We start from the raw sequence: 2,470 nt of genomic DNA on the forward strand, positions 1-2,470 counted from the left end.
GTTCCTCCGTTATTGTAGAAAGTTGTTTTTTCATCTGTTCGTATTCGATCGGAACTTGCTTATCGTATCCTAACAATTCCCAACCCTTGATTAGTTTCTCAAGTCCTTCTTTGATATTTGTAAAACCATTTAAGTTATTGATTAGATTCATTGTTTCACTCCTGTCTTGCTGGTGTTATTTGCCCGTATGCCTCGGCAATTGAATTATATACCTCAAGCGGCGCCATCTGTTCGATTTGGAAACTGAAAGAATATTCCACACTTTGAACTCCATCATCACCACCGTCAACGATTCCGTCCTTTTTTATGGTTCTTGCTTTGTATTCATCAAGCAATCAATCAAGATGTGGCGCAATTCTGTAAAGCCCTGAACCGATTAATCAACGCATGATTCCTATTCTGATAAAACTTGCCGCGTTGTTGTGTTTTGCTGCAGGCAATGGTTCGTCAATGTCAACCCTTATTGCCGCCGCCTCAATTTCTGGACTTTCCCACTCTTTGTGTAGGAATGCCCCCATGGTTGCATCCCTGTTGTCAAAATGAACTGCTGTTTTTAGTTTGTATTTGGCAAAATTAAACTCATTTCTTCAATCGATGATTTTGTTTCATATGAATTTAATCAATTCCGGCTCTGCCATTGGCTGATTTTGTTTTCCTCTGTGGTAACGCCAGGCGTCCACTGTCTGAAACTCATAAGTCGATGTATTTCTTGCGTTTAATGTCACCACCGTGTAGTCTTTACGGACTGAATAGTCAATACCGATCAACCATTCGTCAATTATCGATAAATCTATATCTCTTCTGATTTTCTTAATGTTTGCCGATGAATAGGCATTTCCAATCACTGATGCAGCCGTCCCAAGTCAAAGCGCCTTGTAAAATTCCGGATCGTTCTTTTTAACATCGGTTATAAAGTTAATGTAATCCTGGTCGTTGAACTCATTGATTCCACCGGACGCAATAATAACCAAAATGCCACTCCCGTTCTCAAAATCGGGGTCATAATATCCTTGCTTGCCCTTTTTGTCTAATATGCCGGAATTTTCGGCAATGAATTTCTTCACGTATTTTTCAATAATTCAATAATCGCCATCCGATCAATCGTTAAAAGAGAAAATAATTTCCCTATGCTGACCTGGTAATTGCTTACCACGGAATGCAGACGACCGGATAATATCGAAATTTTCCTTTTCCTGCTTTTGCTTTTGTGAGTCAATGAACCCGTTTTCGTTCTTATCGGCAATCTGCATCGGCTCTTCAAATCATATTATGCCGTAGTAAAGGCGTTCATCCTCTAATTCTAAACCCGCCATACTTTCCGGTTTGTCAAAAGAAACAAAACGGAAAATTTGACCTGTCTTAACGTTGATTATGTGCGGGTTCTTTGCGCCTTTGTAAACCTCTCAATCGGCACGTCAGTTATAGCCTGTTTGTTCTTGCAGTCTGTTAAATGCCTTGATTATTGCCGGGAATGTAGATTTCTCATGATCCAGCAAAACCTTACGCAATACCACGGCGCAAAATCTTTGGTCTAAAAACGCCATGAGGACAATATAGCGCGCAATCTCTGTTGATTTCTTTGCTGACTTTCCGGTTTTGAAAATTGTATATAGTTTTTTCAATGTAATAAATTCGTCGTAGTTCTTGCCGAAATAACGACGCAATGAAAGCGATTTATTAAGGGCTAGAATTTTATTCATCTAATTCCTCCGTCATTTCCTTATATTCATCCCATGCGTCAACGTCTGGGTCTTTGATGACTATAACGTCATCGTAGTCATTATCAATGTTTGGAACTCCCAAGTCATCAGCAGAGTTGATGGAGAAAGCGGCAACCTTTTTCTGAAGGTCCGTAAGGTCTTTCGAAACTTTAAGGTTATTTTGCGATGCGTTGGTCGGTAATTCTTGCTTTATGAATAACTCAATACCAGAATTTATTTTTGATGAAAGCGAATAGTAGAAAAATGAATATCGAAGGACAGATTCCATTTTTTGAATTATTGCCAATTCGCCAAAATTTGAAGCAAGCGTTTTTAATGTCGCAATGTCTATGCTTAAATTGCTCGCTATTGTTTGCCATGTAATGAGGTTTCCGCTTTGGAGTTTGTCAAAATAGCCGTCAATGATCGGTTCTAATTTGCCGATGATCTCTTTTTCTGCTTTTGTCATTTTTGCCATAATTTCATTTTAGCACCTTCAAATCAAAAAAAAAAGTAGCGAGGTCGGACACGCAAGGAGTCGCGCCGCACCATCACCAGACAGATTATATACAATTTGGCTGAATGCCAACGCCGCGATTTTAATTTTTTAGGTGTATAGGCATATAGTCAATTTCTCTGAAACAAAAATTCACTTTTGATTGAATTCGATATGCCCCTTTTTTTTATCGGTCTTTTGTGGAGTTGTAGCACTTTGTATTCCAACTGCCCCACTCTCTTGCACCGGTTCAAGTATGGGTTTAGGGGTTGCC

Annotated in this window: 5 protein-coding genes; all 5 read right to left on the bottom strand. The window is 39.3% G+C overall.

Features of this window, described 5'->3' with window-relative positions:
• Window positions 1-155: 155 nt before the first annotated feature.
• The gene (locus N1032_RS22545; RefSeq protein WP_259542543.1) at window positions 156-335 is read right to left on the bottom strand and encodes a hypothetical protein; all 180 of its coding nucleotides are present in this window, start codon (window positions 333-335) and stop codon (window positions 156-158) included.
• Between the two features lie 270 nt (window positions 336-605).
• Window positions 606-845 (bottom strand): hypothetical protein, encoded by a 240-nt coding sequence (locus N1032_RS22550; RefSeq protein ID WP_259542545.1) that lies wholly within the window; start codon window positions 843-845, stop codon window positions 606-608.
• 18 nt (window positions 846-863) lie between these two features.
• Complete coding sequence (locus tag N1032_RS22555; protein ID WP_259542546.1) at window positions 864-1,064, bottom strand: hypothetical protein; 201 nt, start codon at window positions 1,062-1,064, stop codon at window positions 864-866.
• Between the two features lie 351 nt (window positions 1,065-1,415).
• Window positions 1,416-1,700: a phage terminase large subunit gene (locus N1032_RS22560; protein WP_259542547.1), complete on the bottom strand. Its 285-nt coding sequence runs from the start codon at window positions 1,698-1,700 to the stop codon at window positions 1,416-1,418.
• Window positions 1,693-2,178, bottom strand: coding sequence for a hypothetical protein (locus tag N1032_RS22565; RefSeq protein WP_259542548.1), 486 nt, complete (start codon window positions 2,176-2,178; stop codon window positions 1,693-1,695). Before N1032_RS22565 ends, N1032_RS22560 begins: the two co-directional genes overlap by 8 nt.
• Window positions 2,179-2,470 lie beyond the last annotated feature (292 nt).

Source organism: Herbiconiux daphne, from assembly GCF_024979295.1.
Lineage (GTDB): Bacteria > Actinomycetota > Actinomycetes > Actinomycetales > Microbacteriaceae > Herbiconiux > Herbiconiux daphnes.